This window comes from Burkholderia sp. Bp9031, assembly GCF_003857965.1.
GTDB lineage: Bacteria > Pseudomonadota > Gammaproteobacteria > Burkholderiales > Burkholderiaceae > Burkholderia > Burkholderia ambifaria_A.
The window spans coordinates 248,397-262,200 of the sequence record NZ_QTPW01000003.1; the positions used below are offsets into that span (position 1 = coordinate 248,397).

Below are 13,804 nucleotides of genomic sequence, written 5' to 3' on the forward strand. Positions count from 1 at the left end.
CGCGCACCATGCATACGCTCTACTTGATTGCGATCGTCGCGGAAGCGATGTCGGGCGCGCTGATGGGCATGCGGCGCGGGATGGACCGCTTCGGGCTCGCGCTCGTCGGCGCGGTGACCGCGCTCGGCGGTGGCACCGTGCGCGACGTGCTGCTCGGCCACTATCCGCTCGGCTGGATCGCGCATCCCGAGTACCTGGTGATCACGCTCGTCGCGGCGACGGTCGCGTCGTGGGCCGCACGGCACGTCGCGCGGATGAAGACGCTGTTCGTCACCGTCGATGCGATCGGCCTCGCGGCGTTCACGATCATCGGCTGCGACATCGGCGCGTCGACGGGCACCGCGCCGATCATCGTCGTGCTGGCCGGTGCGATCACCGGCGTATGCGGCGGGATGCTGCGCGACGTGCTGTGCAACGAGATGCCGCTGATCCTGCGCGAGGAGCTGTACGCGAGCGTCGCGTGCTTCACGGGCGCGCTGTATGTCGGGATGCTGTATCTCGGCATCGATGCGGGGCTTGCGACGGTGGTCGCGCTGGCGGCGGGCTTCACGATGCGGATGCTTGCCGTGCGGTTCGGATGGAAGATGCGGACGTTCGGCGCGGCGGACGTCGAGCATTGAGCGACGAGGCGCCTGGCGCGCCGCCATGTGCGGATGAACGCCGCGTCGCCACTCGCGCGCGACCGTGCGCACGAACTGCACGCGGGCGAGCTCGCCGCCCCAGAGTGTCGTCACGTTGGTCCGTTCGCGCACAACAAGCGACGAACGGCGAATTGAAAGGGAATTGATAAATTCGTCATTACAAATGCGAATTATTATCAATATGGGGACGGAAAGCGGCGTGTGCGGACGCGCACTGTCCGCGCGGATCGGGCGAGCCGCGCGGGACAAATTCGGGAGAAGCGGGCCGGCCCTAAGCCAGCGATTCGATGCGAATCAGCAGGTTGCGCGCATGTGCAAGGAACGCGTCGTGCGTCGCGCGATCGCCGTGGCCTTCGAAGCCGGCCTGTTCGGCAAACGCGAGTTGTTCGGCGTAGAGGTCGACCAGTGCGCAGCGTTCGTCGGGCGGCATCGTGCGGATCATCGAGACGAGCAGCAGTTCCTGCGCGCGCAGCATGCCGGACAGCGATTGGGCGTTCATGCCGACCTCCTCGAACGATGCGGCGGCGTGCCGCTCTTTCATACTAGGAGGTTGGCGCGCACAGCGGAAATCAGCCGGCAGCCGTCGCCGTCCGTGCATTGCGCACGACCTGCGCGACGCGCTCGACGAACTCGGGGTCGACGCTCGACAGCGCTTCGCGCTTGCCGTCGGGCATCTCGACCATCAGCCGGTACGTGATGTCCTGCGTGGTCCATGCGAGATAACCGACGACGGCGAGCATCACGCCGACGACCAGCGCGGCGCTCGATGCGCCGATGCCGCCGGCGATGGCGGTGGCCACGCCGATCAGCGAGATCAGCGACGGCACGAGACGATTCTTCGGGATCTTGACGACGTCGACGTTGCGGATGTCACGCAGCGGGAAGACTTGCCCGGCGGCCGACAGGCCGTTGCGCGTGACCATCACGCCGCGTTCGTTGAATGCGTTTTCCATCGTATGTTACGTGGACGAAAACGCGCAGCGTAGCAGACTTCGTTGCCGCGTCAAACGAGACCGAGTGCCGCACGATGCGTGCGGGCCGGTTGCGACGCGGGCAGCGACGCGCGTGGAAGGGAATCAGAACTGCAGCCGGCCGTCGCCGTACAGGCGGCCCGGCACGTGCGACGCGACGACCTCGGCGATCTCTTCGTCGGTCGATTCGGCCGGCACGATCTGACGTCGCGCGGGCGCGTCGAGATGCATCGTCCATTCGACGAGCCGGTACGGGCGGCCCCAGGGACGCTGCATTTCCACCGACACGCGGCAGCTCTGGACCGGTAGCGAATGTTGGCACGTCAGAATCGCGTGCAGATGGCTGAAAACGGTATCTTCGATCATCTTGGCCTCCGATCCTGTCTTGTGGGCAGTTGATGGCGGTGCCGTAGTAGGTCTCAAAAAAAAAGCCGCCGGTGCTCAGGCGGCCAACAGGGGGGGTGAGAGCATCCTCTCAGCCCAGAATTAAGCGAAACTTAAAAGCCCATAAAAAAGCGCCCCGCGTGGAGCGGGGCGCTTCTTGCCGTTCTTGCCGTCGTGATCCGCGAGTTAAGCGGATGCTTTAGAACTTGTGACGGATACCGACGCGAGCAGCGATCTGGTTCTGCGCACCGTTGCCCGACGTGCTGAAGTAGCTCGTGCTCGAGCCGATCTGCGCTTGCACGTTGTTGCCCGATGCCTTCTGACCGATGACCAGGGCATACACGTCCGTACGCTTGCTGAGCGCGTAGTCCAGCGCCAGGTTGCCCTGGTTCCAGTGCGCCGAGTTGCCGCTTTGCGTTGCGTTCGTGTACGTGTAGCCGACAGCTGCCGACAGGGCCGGCGTGATCGCATACTTCAGGCCTGCTTCGTATGCGTTGTAGAACGTACCCGACGCACCGGCTGCGACCGGGGTGAACTGCGTGCGCGTCCACAGGGCCCATGCCGTTGCCGGGCCGAAGATGTAGCGGCCGCCGACGCCGTACGTGCGCAGGTCGCGGATGTTACCCGTGCTGATGTTCGCGATCGTCGTCGAGAATGCCGGCGACGACTGGCTCGGGAAGCGGATGTCCGTGTAGGCCGCGCCGAGTGCGAACGGACCGTTCGCGTAGTTCACGCCGAAGCTGTATGCACGCGACGAGCCGCCGGTGTTCGTGGTGCCCGTGCCCGCTGCGCCGGCGAAGTCGGTCGAGTTCGAGAAGCCGTACAACGCGCCGAACGTGAAGCCGGCGTAGTTCGCGCTCTGGAACTTCACCGAGTTGTTGATGCGGCTCGACGTGAGCTGGTCGACGTCGTTCACGTGGTACGCGTAGTTGCCCGCGACCGTGTTGCCGCCCGTCGAGTAGTTCGAGCCGAGTACGTCGGTCGAGAACGAGTACTGACGACCGAGCGTCAGCGTGCCGTATTGCGACTGGCTCAGGCCGACATAAGCCTGGCGGCCGAAGATCGCGCCGCCCTGGCCGATCGTGCCGTTGCCGCTGTTGAAGCCGTTTTCGAGCACGAAGATCGCCTTCAGGCCGCCACCGAGGTCTTCGGTGCCGCGCAGGCCCCAACGGCTGCCCTGGGCCACGCCGTCGTCGTACTTGAACATCTTGCCGCTGCCGCCGTTTGCGGTCTTGCTGTGGTTCACGTAGCTGATACCGGCGTCGATCACGCCGTACAGGGTGACGCTGCTTTGTGCGTGTGCCGTGCCGGCCGTTGCTGCGAGGATGGCGATGGTCAACAGTTTCTTGTTCAAAGGATTCTCCGAGCGAGTAAATGGCGTGTCCAGTTGCGGTTCCGGCGCTCTCTGCGGGCGCTTTCACGGACCGGCGGCAACTTTATCGGCGGGCCACGTAATGAATGTGACAGCCTCTGTCATATGACGAATCTGTGGTGCCGATGCGACATTGGATTTTGCACGGTTGTATAGCGGGGAGTTATACCGATTCCGCCTGAGATTCGATCGGGATCCGGAATATGCACATGAAACAAGCTTCGTTGGTGCCGTTCCGGCCCCGTGTCACGATGCGCGCTTCGACCACGACACGGGACAAGAGGACACCATGCGACGTTCGATCCTGACCGGCCTCGGCGCGCTTGCCGCGGCGCTGGCCTTTGCCGCACCCGGCGCGCATGCCGAAGCGCAGACGCTGAAGATCGGCACGATGAGCGGCCCCGACGCACAGATCTGGACCGAGGTGACGAAAGTCGCCGCACGCGAAGGCCTTGCGATCAAGGTCATCGAATTCAACGACTACGTGCAGCCGAACGCGGCGCTCGACGCGGGCGACCTCGATGCGAACGGTTTTCAGCACCAGCCGTTTCTCGACAGCCAGATCAAGCAGCGCGGCTACCGGATCGTGAACGTCGGGCTGACCTACACGGCGCCGATGGGCTTCTATTCGAAGCAGTTCAAGTCGCTGAAGGACTTGCCGGCTGGCGCGAAGGTCGGGATCCAGAACGATCCGTCGAACGGCAACCGCGCGCTGCTGCTGCTGCAGAAATACGGGGTGATCAAGCTGAAGGCGGGCGCCGGCACGAACGGCGTGAACGCGACGCCGCTCGACGTCGCCGAGAATCCGAAGAAGATCAGGATCGTCGAGCTCGACGCCGCGCAACTGCCGCGCGCGTTGCCCGATCTCGATGCCGCGTCGATCAACACCGACTATGCGGTGAAGGCCGGGCTCACGCCGGTGAAGGATGCGATCGCGATCGAGGATCTGCGCGGGCCGTACGCGAACCTGATCGCGGTGCGCGCGCAGGACAAGGACAAGCCGTGGGTGAAGAAGCTCGTCGCGGCGTATGAATCGGACGACGTGCGCAAGTTCATCGACCGGAAGTTCGGCGGCGCGATCGTGCCGGCGTTCTGAACGACGGCGCAAGCGGGCCGCTGCCCGGCCGCGTCGCCGGGCGGTCCGCCCGGCCGAAAAGCAAATCGCCCGCGCAAGCGGGCGATTTCGTTGGCGCGCGCCGTGATGCGGCGCGCGGGCCAGCAGCGCAGGCCGCTCAGGCCGACAGCAGCGACCCGGTGCGGATCGGCGTCGCGCCGGCAATGCGCGCGACTTCCATTCCCGCGGTTGCGAAGCGCACGATCTGGCGCGCGTACAGCACGCCCGACACGCTGCTCTTCAGCGTGATCACGCGATCGGTCAGCGGATCGACGATGTCGGCTACTTCCTGGCCGGCCTCGATCCATGCGCCGACCGGCGTACGGAACACGATCACGCCGGACACCGGAGCGACGAGCGGATCGGTGCCCGCGAGCGGCGTGGCCGGGTGAGCCAGCGGCGGCAGCGGTGCCGGCGTGCCGTCGATGACGCCGCGCTCGGTCAGGTATTCGACGATCGCTTGCGAGTCCTTCTCGGCGAGTTCGTACGACACCTCGCGCTCGCTGCGCAGTTCGACCGTGACGGAAATCGCGCCGTTCGGGATCGGGAAGCGATCGCCGAACCGGCTGCGCAGATCCGACCAGCAGAAGCTGTGGATCTCGTCGAACGGATTGCCGACCGAATTCAGCGCGAGCAGCGAAGCCTGCGCATCCAGGTAGCGCGACAGCGGCTCGACGTCTTCCCACAGGTCGGGGTTCGTGTAGAGGTGCATCACCGCGTCGCTGTCGCAATGCAGGTCGAGCACGATGTCGGCGTCGAACGACAGCTTCTGCAGCGCGAGACGCTGCGATTCGAGTTCGGTACGCGGCTTCTGCTCGTCGAGCGCCTCGCGCATCGCGGCGCGTACGGCGGCGAGGTTGCGCTGTGCGTCGTTCGTCAGGCGGCCTTCGATGCGCGGCAGCACGAGCGCCGCGAGATCGTGGAAATTGCGGTTGAAGTTCTGCATCGAGCCGAGCTCGAAGCGGCCGAGGTGGTCGCCGAACACATGCTGCGACAGGCCGATCGGGTTCGGCACAGGGACGATGACCACTTCGCCGCGCAGCTTGCCGGCCGTCTCGAGCGCGGCGATCTTGCGGCGCAGCAGCGTGGCGACCAGCATGCCCGGCAGTTCGTCCGCGTGCAGCGACGACTGGATGTAGACCTTCTTGCCGCCGCGCGGGCCGTAGTGGAAGCTCGTGATCTGGCGTTCGGTGCCGACGGCGGGGGAAATCAGCGGATGGGTCTGCGTTTGCATGATGAGGGGAGGGCGGCGCAGCCGCGAGTGATCCGGTATGCGTGGAAGATCGATTGTACGTTGCCTTCCGCGAACCTATCAAACCACGCGCACGGTCTATCGTTTTCCTTTTCGAATCATCAGGTTGGCGCGTAAAAAATAACGTTCCCGCAGCCCCTCGGGCGGGCGTTTTCCGCAGCTTTGCGTCGCACGTACGCAAAAAAAACGGGCTCCTTGCGGAGCCCGTCTGCGCGGATGCGAAGCGCGCGTTGCGCGGCGTTACTTGCCGTACACGTCGAAATCGAAGTACTTCTTCGCGATCTTTTCGTACGTGCCGTCCTTGCGCATGCCGGCGATCGCGCCGTCGATCTTCGTCTTCAGGTCGGTGTCCTCCTTGCGCAGGCCGATGCCGGCGCCGTTGCCGAGCGTCTTCGGATCGTCGATGTCCTTGCCGGCGAAATCGAAGTTCGCGCCGCGCGGCGTCTTCAGGAAGCCGATTTCAGCCTGCACCGCATCCTGCAGCGCGCCGTCCAGACGGCCGGAGATCAGGTCGGCGTAGACCTGGTCCTGGTTCTGGTAAGGCACGACGTTCACGCCCTTCGGCGCCCAGTAGGTCTTTGCGTAGGTTTCCTGGATCGTGCCCTGCTCGACGCCGACCGACTTGCCCTTCAGCGATTCGGCCGTCGGCATCAGGCCCGTGCCCTTCTTCGTGACGAGGCGCGTCGGCGTGTTGAACAGCTTCGACGAGAACGCGATCTGTTCCTGGCGCGCCGGCGTCATCGACATCGACGACAGCACGCCGTCGAACTTGCGAGCCTTCAGTGCCGGGATCATCCCGTCGAAGTCGTTCTCGATCCACACGCACTTCGCGTTCATGCGGCGGCAGATCTCGTTGCCGAGATCGACGTCGAAGCCGACCACCTTGCCGCTCGCGTCTTTCGATTCAAAAGGCGGGTAGCTCGCGTCGACGCCGAAGCGCACGGTCGTCCAGTCCTTCGCGTAGGCAGTGCCGGCCGATACGGCGAGCAGGGCCACGGTCACAGCCGCAAGAATCTTTTTCACTCGGTGACTCCTCGTTTTGTTCGATGGGTGCGCGGTTGTGCCGCGCCGTAAGCTTTCGGTCCGGCGCGGCTTCGCGTCGGACTGTCCGTTTCGCCTGCCCGATGCGGGCGCGCGACGTGCGCAAGATTATCAAGACAAAATACCGGCAGGGCGCCTAGGACAAGCCCCGATACCGGACCCGACGGCCGCGCGTGCGCCGCGCGACCGTTTCAGACGAAGGAACGATTCAACCGAGCGTTTCGTTGACCGCGCGCTGCAGACAGGTGACGAATTGCGAGACGGCGGGCGTCGGCAGCAGGTCGCGGCGCGCGATGATCGACAGGTCGAAGCGCGGCATGCTTTCGTCGAGTTCGGCCGTGCGGATGCCGAGCGGCGCGACCATCGCGGCCAGCGGGCGCGTGAAGCAGCCGATCACGTCGGAGCGCGCGACGAGCCCGAGCGTCACCGCGAACGACATCGGCGAGCGCAGCAGGCGCTTCGGCAGCGGCAGCCCGCGCGCCTCGAACATCGCGATCATCACGCTGTGCGGGAACTGCTCGGCGCCGACCGTGACGATCCACTCGGCGTCGAGCAATTCCTCTAATCGGCGCGCGTGCGCGAGCGGATGGCCTTCGCGCATCACGACGGTGAACTCGGTCGACAGCAGCGGCACCTGCGTGAAATCGCGGTCGAGGGCGGGCACATGGTGCATTGCAGCGATGTCGAGCGTGCCGTTGCGCAACTGCGCGAGCGCGTCGGGCACCGTCACTTCCTCGAGATGCAGGCTGACGTTCGGCATCGACCGGCGGAATGCGGTGACCGCATGCGGCAGCGCGGTCAGCGCGATCGACGGCATCGTGCCGACCGCGACACGCCCCGACATTTCTCCTTTCACCTGCTCGACGGCCTCGACGGTGCGGCGCATGTCGCCGAGCAGCTGCTCGGCACGCGGCAGCAGCGCATGGCCGCACGCGGTCAGCTCGACGCCGCGCACGCTGCGCACGAGCAGTTCCGCGTTCAGCGCCGTCTCGAGTTCGCGGATCGTATGCGTGATCGCGGGCTGCGTGACGCCGAGTTCGCGCGCGGCGGCGCGCAGGCTCTTGTGATGCGCGGCGGAGACGAACGCCTGGAGCTGCGCGATGTTCAGGTGGTTTCGGATGCGGGTCATCGATCGGTTCGGATCTGGCGGCGGGCGGGGCGCCGGCGCGAAGATCGATAGGGTAGCGCGCCGCGACGGCGGACGCTGCACGCGCAGCAAAGGTGCCCGGCCGGGCGTAGGGGCCGATCGTCCCGGCGGCGGCGTGCCGCCGGCGCGCGCTGCTGCGTTGTGCCCCGACGTGCCGGCCGACCGACGATCTGCGTGCGGACGTACGCCGAACCGGTTGCGTGCGCAACCCGTAGCGTGCGCGCCATGTCGTGTCGTCCGCCGTTGATCCGCATGAAGTGACGATCATGCGTCGGGCGGTCGGCGCAGCGCCGACGGACGGTTCGTCGCACCCTGCCTTACCGACAAAAAAGGCCTGGAAACATGCGTTCCCAGGCCTGGAGACCATCAATGACGATGGTGGAGGAGACGTTGTCGTCCCGATGCGCGCCGCCCTTTTCGCCAGCGACGTCGCGCATGATCCTCGATCAGATCGCCCAGCCGCCGAGATAGAACGTGACGAGCACGGCCGCGATGAGCACGGTGCCGACGTTGAGCTTGCGGAATTCGCCGCTGGCGATGCGGCCGATCACGAGCGTCGAGAAGCCGAGCATGATGCCGGTCACGATGTTCGCGGTCAGCACGATGAACACCGCGCACACGAGGCCCGACATCGCGTCGACCATGTCGTCCATGTGCAGCTTGCTCACGCTGCCGAGCATCAGCAGGCCGACGTACATCAGCGCCGGTGCGGTGGCGTACGACGGCACGAGGCCCGCGAGCGGCGAGAAGAACATCACGACCAGGAACAGCAGGCCGACCACCGCGGCGGCGAGGCCCGTCTTCGCGCCGGCGGCCACGCCGACGCTCGACTCGATGTAGGCCGCCGCCGGCGCGCCGCCGAGGAAGCCGGAGAAGATCGAGCTGACCGAATCGGCGGTCAGCGCGCGGCCGCCGTTGATGATGCGGCCGTTCTCGTCGAGCTGGCCCGCCTGGCCGGCGACGGCGCGGATCGTGCCGGTCGCGTCGAACACGGCGGTCATCACGAGCGCCAGCACGCTCGGCAGCACGGCCATCGACAGCGCACCCTTGATGTCCATTGCGCCGATCAGCGATGCATGGCCCGGCGCGCTCAGCGACGGCAGCGCGAAGATGCCGCGGTATTTCACGGCCGGATCGAACGCGAGGCCGATCAGCGAGATCGCGACCACGACGAGCAGGATGCCGCCCGGCACGCGACGCTTCTCGAGCCCGAAGATCGCGGCGAGGCCGACGACCGACATGATGACCGGGAACGCGGTGATCTGGCCCAGCGAGACCGGCAGGCCGGCGCCCGGGTTCTTGATCACGAGGCCGACGTCGTTCGACGCGATCAGCAGCAGGAACAGGCCGATGCCGATCCCGGTGCCGTGCGCGACGCCCGCGGGCAGGTTGCGCAGGATCCACGAGCGCACGCCGGTGACCGAGATACCCGTGAACACGAGGCCCATCAGGAACACGGCGCCGAGCGCGACGGTCGGTTGCAGGCCCTTGCCGAGCACGAGGCCGAACGCGGTGAACGCCGTCAGCGAAATCGCGCAGCCGATCGCGATCGGCAGCTTCGCCCACAGGCCCATCAGCAGCGAACCGAAGGCCGTGGTGAGGCAGACCGCGACGAACACGGCACTCGTGTCGAAGCCGGCCTTGCCGAACATGCCGGGCACGACGAACACGGAATAGACCATCGCGAGGAAGGTGGTCACGCCCGCGACGATCTCGCGGCGCTGCGTGCTGCCGCGCGACGAAATGCCGAAGTACCGGTCGATGACTCCCGTGGTGCCGAGGTCCGTTTCTTCCGCGCCGACGCCGACCGTCGGCTGCACCGGGGTATCACTCATGAGTTGCTCCTTTATCAGCATGCTGAAACGGCCTGTAGCGGACCGTCGTCAGGGTGTCTCGTATCTGGTTGAAATAATCGGCAACGTCGTGGGGACGCATGACGCGTGATTCGTGTCGTCGTACGCGCGCCGAAGGACGCGAGGGTGTCGCGTCGTACGACGCGTGGTGTGGTCGACCCCGTCACGTGTGCTTTGCCGTAGCGAAGGTTAGGCGAACGGCTCATCACGTCCCATTGGGGGAAGAGCATGCAGCGCATGTCGCAGCGCTTATATCGGCGTGCAACGGGGCTTCGTCGTCGCGGAACGCGTGTATACGCCTAGTTCGAATCCGTTAAGGCGATTATTTGAATGCGGGGTTGGCGGGCAGGGCGGGGCGGGGTGATGCATTGAAGCTTACTGATGTCTTTCGTCGGGGCCGCGCAGGCGCGTGAGAACGGCCGCGCGTGACGCGATGCGCCGCCGCGCGCAACCTGCATCCGGATGATACCGGTGCCGCGCGCGTGCTGCGCGAGATGCGCGCAGAACATGTCGGCCACCGCGCTCGAGTACGCGTCGATTTCCGCAGACGTGCGTTCGGTTTCCGAAAACGCCTTCGAAGCGTCGAAGGTCGCGCGGGCGCATGCCAATCTGGAGGCGGCCGGGCTGGCCGATCTGGTGGAGATCCGCGTAGGCGAGGCGTTGCACACGCTGACCGGCGATCTGCCGGATACGGTCGACCTGCTGCTGCTCGACGGCGCAAAGGCGCTGTATCCGGAGATCCTCGCGCGGGTCGAGCCGCGGCTGCGGCCCGGTGCGTTTGTCGTCGCCGACAACGCGGAAGTCAGCCCCGACTACCTTGCTTACGTGCGTGCGCCGCGCAACGGCTACCTGTCGGTGCCGTTCGGCGGCGATGTCGAGCTGTCGACGCGGATCGGCTGAGCCCGCGAAACGCATTGAACGTGCGGCGCCCGCTGCGGGCGCACCGATCCGTGCCGCCGATCGAACCGGCGGCAACGGGGTTACAGGCGGTAGCCGCCGCTCGCGTCGATGACCTGGCCGGTCGTCCATTGCGACGCCGGGCTCGCGAGGAAGCCGATCACGCCCGCGATGTCTTCCGGCGTGCCGACGCGGCCGAGCGGGCTGGCCGACGTCATCGTCGCGCGGCCGTCGTCGGTGCGCAGCCAGCTCGCGTTCATGTCGGTATCGACCGGGCCGGGCGCGACGGCATTGACGACGATGCCGCGTGGGCCGAGCTCGACGGCCCAGTGACGCGTCAGCGTATCGACGGCCGCCTTCGAGGCGGCATACGCGGAAATCGCGCTGAAATTGCCGCCGGCTTCGAACACGCGGCTCGACAGCACGCTCGACAGATTCACGATCCGGCCACCGCGCGGCATGCGCTTCACGGCCTGCTGCGTTGCGAAGAACACGGCTTTCACGTTCAGCGTGAACTGACGGTCGAACAGTTCGACCGACGTGTCGTCCAGCGTGCCGCCGTCGGCGACGCCGGCGTTGTTGACGAGGACGTCGAGCGTGGCCGGCAAGTTCTGTTCCGCGACGGCGCGGTCGAACGCGTCGAACAGCGTGGCGACGCCGTCCGGCGCGTCGAGGTCGGCCTGGATCGCGAAGCCGCGGCCGCCGAGTTCGCGGATGCCGGCGAGCGTCTGTTCTGCCGCCGCGCGGTCGGCGCGATAGTGAACCGCGACGATGTAGCCCTGTCGCGCCAGTTCGTACGATGTTGCGCGACCGATGCCGCGCGAGCCGCCGGTGACGAGGGCGAGTTTCGATGCTTGCGTGCTCATGCTCTGTTCCTGAAAAAAGGGGCGGTGCCACCGACCGAGGATGGCGACGCCGGAAAGGGAAACCATTGCTGCGGGCCGTTCGCCGGGCGCGTTGCAGGATGCGGGCGCGATGGCGTGTCGTTCGTGGTCGGCCATGGCCGCGCGTCGCCGCAACCGGCGGCGCCGCGCGAACCAACCGGACCTGCGTGCCGGATACCGCGGGTTACCGCACGATGCGTGTGGCCGGCACGGGCATCGTGCGGCTCGGGTTCACGCTCAGGCCGCGCCGGCCGGCGTCGGTGCGTGTTCCGCGATCAGGCGTTCGGCCTTCAGTGCGTCCCACAGGCCGGCCGGAATCGGCGCCGACGCGAGCCGCAGGTTCTCGTCGATGCGATCGGGCCGGCTCGCGCCGGGGATCACGGCCGCGACGGCCGGATGCGCGAGCGAGAACTGCAGTGCCACCGCACGAACATCGACGCCGAACTGCTCGGTGAGCTGCCTGAGGCGTGCAACTCGATCGAGCATTTCCTGCGTTGCAGGTTGATATTCGAAGTGGGTGCCGCCGGCGAGCACGCCGGAGTTGTACGGTCCGCCAACGATGATGCCGAGCCCGCGCGCGACACTTTCCGGCATCAGCCGTTCGAGCGCGTCCGCATGGTCGAGCAGCGTGTAGCGGCCGGCGAGCAGGAAACCGTCCGGGTCCGAACGTTCGAGCGCGAGCTCGCACGGTTCGATCCGGTTCACGCCGAGGCCCCAGCCCTTGATGACTTTCTCGTCGCGCAGCCGCGTGAGCGCCTTGGCCGCGCCCGACATCGCGACGTCGAACACGTCGAGCCAGCGCTCGCCGTGGAAGTCGATTGCCGGATCGTGGATCCACACGGTGTCGAGGCGGTCGGTGCGCAGTCGCTCGAGGCTCGCTTCGATCGAGCGCAGCGTGCCGTCTTCCGTGTAGTCGTAGACGATCTTGTTTGGCCGGCCGTGGCGGAATAGCCCACCCTTCTCGCCGAGATCGCGTTGCGATGCATCCTCGTGCTCGTCGAGCACGAGTCGGCCGACCTTTGTGCCGAGCGAGTATTCGTCGCGCGGGCGTCCAGCGAGTGCTTCGCCGAGGCGCAACTCCGCGAGGCCCGCACCGTACAGCGGCGCGGCATCGAAGTAGCGGATGCCGCTATTCCAGGCCGCGTCGACCGTGGCGAGTGCTTCTTCGTTCGGGATGTCCCGATACATGTTGCCCAGCGGCGCTGTGCCGAAACCCAGGCGGGAAGGGAGCGTGATTCTCATGTGAATTCTCCGGCAACCGGTAGACGAACGGCCCGCGGGATCAGCGGATCGCGACCGGGTTGATGTTGACCTGCGTGGAGCCGACGTACAGCGGCTGGCCGAGCACGAACAGGAATTCCCACGCCTTGTCGCGCACCAGCGCGCGGCTGTCGATCAGCTCCAGGTTGTAGATGCCGCGCTTCGCGAGCATGTACTGGTTGATCGGGAATTCGTCCTTCGTGTGCGGATTCGGATAGACCTCGGACGCCCATGTGTCGCCGCCGAACGCGACGATGCCCTGATCGGCGAGCCACTTCGCGGCTTCCATGCCGATGCCCGGCTCGACGTCGAGGAACTGCTTGTTGTCCTTGCTGATCAGTTCGAGCCAGCCGGTGTTGAACAGCACCACGTCGCCCTTGCGCAGCGTCAGGCCCTCCTTCTTCAGCACGGCCTGGATGTCCGCGACCGTGAACTCGGTGCCACCCGGCACGATCGGCTTGCCGTAGTAAGCGGTCATGTCGAGCACGACGCCGCGCGTGACGATCGGCGGCACCTTCTCGACGCCGAGCTTCTTCACACCGTCGACGGTCACGAAATCGGCCGCCTTGTTGCCGTTGTAGTAGACGTTGTCGATGCCGATGTGGCCGATGCCGTTGAGCTGCGTGCCGACGCCCGTCCATGCGTTGACGAGTTCGTCGTTGAACGTGAACTTGTTCGGGCCAAGGCTCTTGCCGGCCTGCTGGCCGACCTGCACGTTGTACAGCCGGAAGCTGCGATGGCGGAACGCCGGCAGGTCCTTGTCGACCGGCACGGCCAGCGGATAGGTCTTGCCGGCCTTCACGAGGCCGACCGCCTGCCTGATCACGTCGGGCGTCAGCAGGTTGGCCGCGCCGATCTCGTCGTTCGCGCCATACGCGGACGGATACCAGTCGGCCGCAGGGGCGGCCGGTGCGGCGTGCGCCGCCTGGGCAACCGTGAACGGCAGGATCGCGGCGAGCGCGAGCCGGGCGAGCATTGCTTTCATTCC

The 13,804-nt window shown here is 66.4% G+C and carries 13 protein-coding genes and 1 pseudogene; 3 read left to right on the forward strand and 11 right to left on the reverse strand.

Going from position 1 to position 13,804, the window contains the following annotated elements; all coding sequences use genetic code 11:
* The first annotated feature begins 8 nt into the window (after positions 1–8).
* On the forward strand, positions 9–620 hold the full coding sequence (locus DIE15_RS06220; RefSeq protein ID WP_124832669.1) for a trimeric intracellular cation channel family protein: 612 nt from the start codon (positions 9–11) through the stop codon (positions 618–620).
* A gap of 292 nt (positions 621–912) precedes the next feature.
* Here the strand turns inward: DIE15_RS06220 and DIE15_RS06225 are convergent, their stop codons facing one another.
* From DIE15_RS06225 to DIE15_RS06240, 4 genes are all read right to left on the reverse strand, one after another.
* Positions 913–1,140, reverse strand: a complete 228-nt coding sequence (locus tag DIE15_RS06225; protein WP_057925725.1) for a hypothetical protein — start codon at positions 1,138–1,140, stop codon at positions 913–915.
* A 70-nt stretch (positions 1,141–1,210) separates the two neighbouring features.
* A complete protein-coding gene (locus DIE15_RS06230) occupies positions 1,211–1,594 on the reverse strand; it encodes a DUF6232 family protein (RefSeq protein WP_057925639.1) in 384 nt (127 codons plus the stop codon).
* Between the two features lie 123 nt (positions 1,595–1,717).
* The gene (locus DIE15_RS06235) at positions 1,718–1,978 is read right to left on the reverse strand and encodes a DUF2866 domain-containing protein (protein WP_011548992.1); all 261 of its coding nucleotides are present in this window, start codon (positions 1,976–1,978) and stop codon (positions 1,718–1,720) included.
* A 217-nt stretch (positions 1,979–2,195) separates the two neighbouring features.
* Positions 2,196–3,350, reverse strand: a complete 1,155-nt coding sequence (locus DIE15_RS06240) for a porin (protein WP_057925640.1) — start codon at positions 3,348–3,350, stop codon at positions 2,196–2,198.
* A gap of 307 nt (positions 3,351–3,657) precedes the next feature.
* Between DIE15_RS06240 and DIE15_RS06245 the strand changes: the two genes are divergently transcribed.
* The gene (locus DIE15_RS06245; RefSeq protein WP_057925641.1) at positions 3,658–4,464 is read left to right on the forward strand and encodes a MetQ/NlpA family ABC transporter substrate-binding protein; all 807 of its coding nucleotides are present in this window, start codon (positions 3,658–3,660) and stop codon (positions 4,462–4,464) included.
* Positions 4,465–4,600: 136 nt separating this feature from the next.
* On the opposite strand, the gene DIE15_RS06250 is transcribed toward DIE15_RS06245, so the two are convergent.
* The 4 genes from DIE15_RS06250 to DIE15_RS06265 all read right to left on the reverse strand — a co-directional run bounded on the left by DIE15_RS06250 (position 4,601) and on the right by DIE15_RS06265 (position 9,757).
* Positions 4,601–5,716, reverse strand: coding sequence for a succinylglutamate desuccinylase/aspartoacylase family protein (locus DIE15_RS06250; protein ID WP_057925642.1), 1,116 nt, complete (start codon positions 5,714–5,716; stop codon positions 4,601–4,603).
* A gap of 258 nt (positions 5,717–5,974) precedes the next feature.
* Positions 5,975–6,757: an ABC transporter substrate-binding protein gene (locus DIE15_RS06255; RefSeq protein WP_057925643.1), complete on the reverse strand. Its 783-nt coding sequence runs from the start codon at positions 6,755–6,757 to the stop codon at positions 5,975–5,977.
* Positions 6,758–6,983: 226 nt separating this feature from the next.
* Positions 6,984–7,904, reverse strand: a complete 921-nt coding sequence (locus DIE15_RS06260; protein ID WP_057925644.1) for a LysR substrate-binding domain-containing protein — start codon at positions 7,902–7,904, stop codon at positions 6,984–6,986.
* A 464-nt stretch (positions 7,905–8,368) separates the two neighbouring features.
* Positions 8,369–9,757 carry an NCS2 family permease gene (locus DIE15_RS06265; RefSeq protein ID WP_057925645.1) on the reverse strand — a complete coding sequence of 463 codons (1,389 nt, stop codon included), beginning with the start codon at positions 9,755–9,757 and terminating at the stop codon, positions 8,369–8,371.
* Between the two features lie 591 nt (positions 9,758–10,348).
* Between DIE15_RS06265 and DIE15_RS06275 the strand changes: the two are divergent.
* A pseudogene (locus tag DIE15_RS06275) lies at positions 10,349–10,675 on the forward strand (O-methyltransferase); the annotation flags it as partial.
* Positions 10,676–10,755: 80 nt separating this feature from the next.
* On the opposite strand, the gene DIE15_RS06280 reads toward DIE15_RS06275, so the two are convergent.
* The 3 genes from DIE15_RS06280 to DIE15_RS06290 form a co-directional block, all read right to left on the reverse strand.
* Positions 10,756–11,538: an SDR family oxidoreductase gene (locus tag DIE15_RS06280; protein ID WP_057925646.1), complete on the reverse strand. Its 783-nt coding sequence runs from the start codon at positions 11,536–11,538 to the stop codon at positions 10,756–10,758.
* Between the two features lie 255 nt (positions 11,539–11,793).
* The gene (locus DIE15_RS06285) at positions 11,794–12,798 is read right to left on the reverse strand and encodes an aldo/keto reductase (RefSeq protein ID WP_057925647.1); all 1,005 of its coding nucleotides are present in this window, start codon (positions 12,796–12,798) and stop codon (positions 11,794–11,796) included.
* A 40-nt stretch (positions 12,799–12,838) separates the two neighbouring features.
* Positions 12,839–13,801: a cyclase family protein gene (locus DIE15_RS06290; protein ID WP_124832670.1), complete on the reverse strand. Its 963-nt coding sequence runs from the start codon at positions 13,799–13,801 to the stop codon at positions 12,839–12,841.
* Positions 13,802–13,804 lie beyond the last annotated feature (3 nt).

Bases quoted from the DNA above. Each gene is read 5' to 3' on its own strand.
- DIE15_RS06245 (WP_057925641.1), top strand. From the start codon at position 3,658: ATGCGACGTTCGATCCTGACCGGCCTCGGCGCGCTTGCCGCGGCGCTG.
- DIE15_RS06235 (WP_011548992.1), bottom strand. From the start codon at position 1,978: ATGATCGAAGATACCGTTTTCAGCCATCTGCACGCGATTCTGACGTGC.
- DIE15_RS06225 (WP_057925725.1), bottom strand. From the start codon at position 1,140: ATGAACGCCCAATCGCTGTCCGGCATGCTGCGCGCGCAGGAACTGCTG.
- DIE15_RS06230 (WP_057925639.1), bottom strand. From the start codon at position 1,594: ATGGAAAACGCATTCAACGAACGCGGCGTGATGGTCACGCGCAACGGC.
- DIE15_RS06260 (WP_057925644.1), bottom strand. From the start codon at position 7,904: ATGACCCGCATCCGAAACCACCTGAACATCGCGCAGCTCCAGGCGTTC.
- DIE15_RS06280 (WP_057925646.1), bottom strand. From the start codon at position 11,538: ATGAGCACGCAAGCATCGAAACTCGCCCTCGTCACCGGCGGCTCGCGC.
- DIE15_RS06285 (WP_057925647.1), bottom strand. From the start codon at position 12,798: ATGAGAATCACGCTCCCTTCCCGCCTGGGTTTCGGCACAGCGCCGCTG.
- DIE15_RS06220 (WP_124832669.1), top strand. From the start codon at position 9: ATGCATACGCTCTACTTGATTGCGATCGTCGCGGAAGCGATGTCGGGC.
- DIE15_RS06250 (WP_057925642.1), bottom strand. From the start codon at position 5,716: ATGCAAACGCAGACCCATCCGCTGATTTCCCCCGCCGTCGGCACCGAA.
- DIE15_RS06290 (WP_124832670.1), bottom strand. From the start codon at position 13,801: ATGAAAGCAATGCTCGCCCGGCTCGCGCTCGCCGCGATCCTGCCGTTC.
- DIE15_RS06265 (WP_057925645.1), bottom strand. From the start codon at position 9,757: ATGAGTGATACCCCGGTGCAGCCGACGGTCGGCGTCGGCGCGGAAGAA.